Source organism: Vibrio sp. YT-19(2023), from assembly GCF_033337395.1.
On the sequence record NZ_JAWOQN010000190.1, the window covers coordinates 1 to 985 of the forward strand.

Consider the following 985-nt stretch of genomic DNA (forward strand, 5'->3'; position numbering starts at 1 on the left):
GGCTTTGTTGCTTAATTCGATGAGAAGACATGGTAGCCCCATGTTGTTCAGTTCTTAAACAACATACTGAGTTTCAGGCATACCTAGCCCTGTAAGCTTGTTCAGCGCTTTGATCATAGCGTAAGTCTCACCAACTTGAGCGTTGTAGTCCCTCAGGCTTAATTTCCCACCTAACAACTGTTTTACCCGATACATTGCTGTCTCTGAGAGCGAGCGCTTATGATAACCATACCGCTTTTTCCATTTCTTGTTAGAGCCGTAGAGCTTCTGGCAACCCACTGCTAAGTTGCGAGGATGTCCTCGTTCCCAGAAGGCTGCCCCTTCTCGTGGCGGGATAAGCGGAACAGCTCGCTTGAGCCGTATGGCATCATGGCAATTCCTTGTGTCATAAGCACCATCGCCTGATATCTCAATGATTTTACGACGTGTCTGCTTAAGCAAGTTGGGAAGTACTTCGGCATCGGTTACGTTAGATAAGCTCAGCTCTGCTGCGACTATTTCGTGGGTGCTAGTATCTACTGCGATATGCAGCTTACGCCAAACCCTACGCTTCCCGTCAGTACCATGCTTCTTGACCTTCCATTCGCCTTCGCCATAAACCTTGAGGCCAGTGGCATCAATGGCTAGGTGTTGTATCGCACCTCTGGTTTTAGTTTTAAATGAAACCTCAACTTCCTTAGCTCGACGGCTTATACAGGTGTAGTGGGGACAAACTAGCGGGATGTTAGCCAGCTTAAATACCGAGTCTAGAAATCCTTGCAGTGCTCTCAACGGCATAGAGAATATGCGTTTCACCATCAGTGCAGTAGTAATGGCTAAGTCGCTGAATTGGCGAGGTCTGCCGCGCTTGCCTTGTTTGTTTTGCTTCCACTCGGCTATCGCTTCCTCATCAATCCAAAAGGTCAGAGAACCACGGTTTATTAAGGCTTTGTTGTACTGCGTCCAGTTAGTTGTTTTGTAACGAGGTTTAGGCATGAGGCTACGA

1 protein-coding gene is annotated in these 985 nt (G+C 47.6%); it reads right to left on the reverse strand.

Translation table 11 applies throughout. From position 1 onward, the window contains the following. Positions 1-54 precede the first annotated feature (54 nt). Positions 55-975: an IS5 family transposase gene (locus R7E78_RS24795; RefSeq protein WP_012196880.1), complete on the reverse strand. Its 921-nt coding sequence runs from the start codon at positions 973-975 to the stop codon at positions 55-57. Positions 976-985 lie beyond the last annotated feature (10 nt).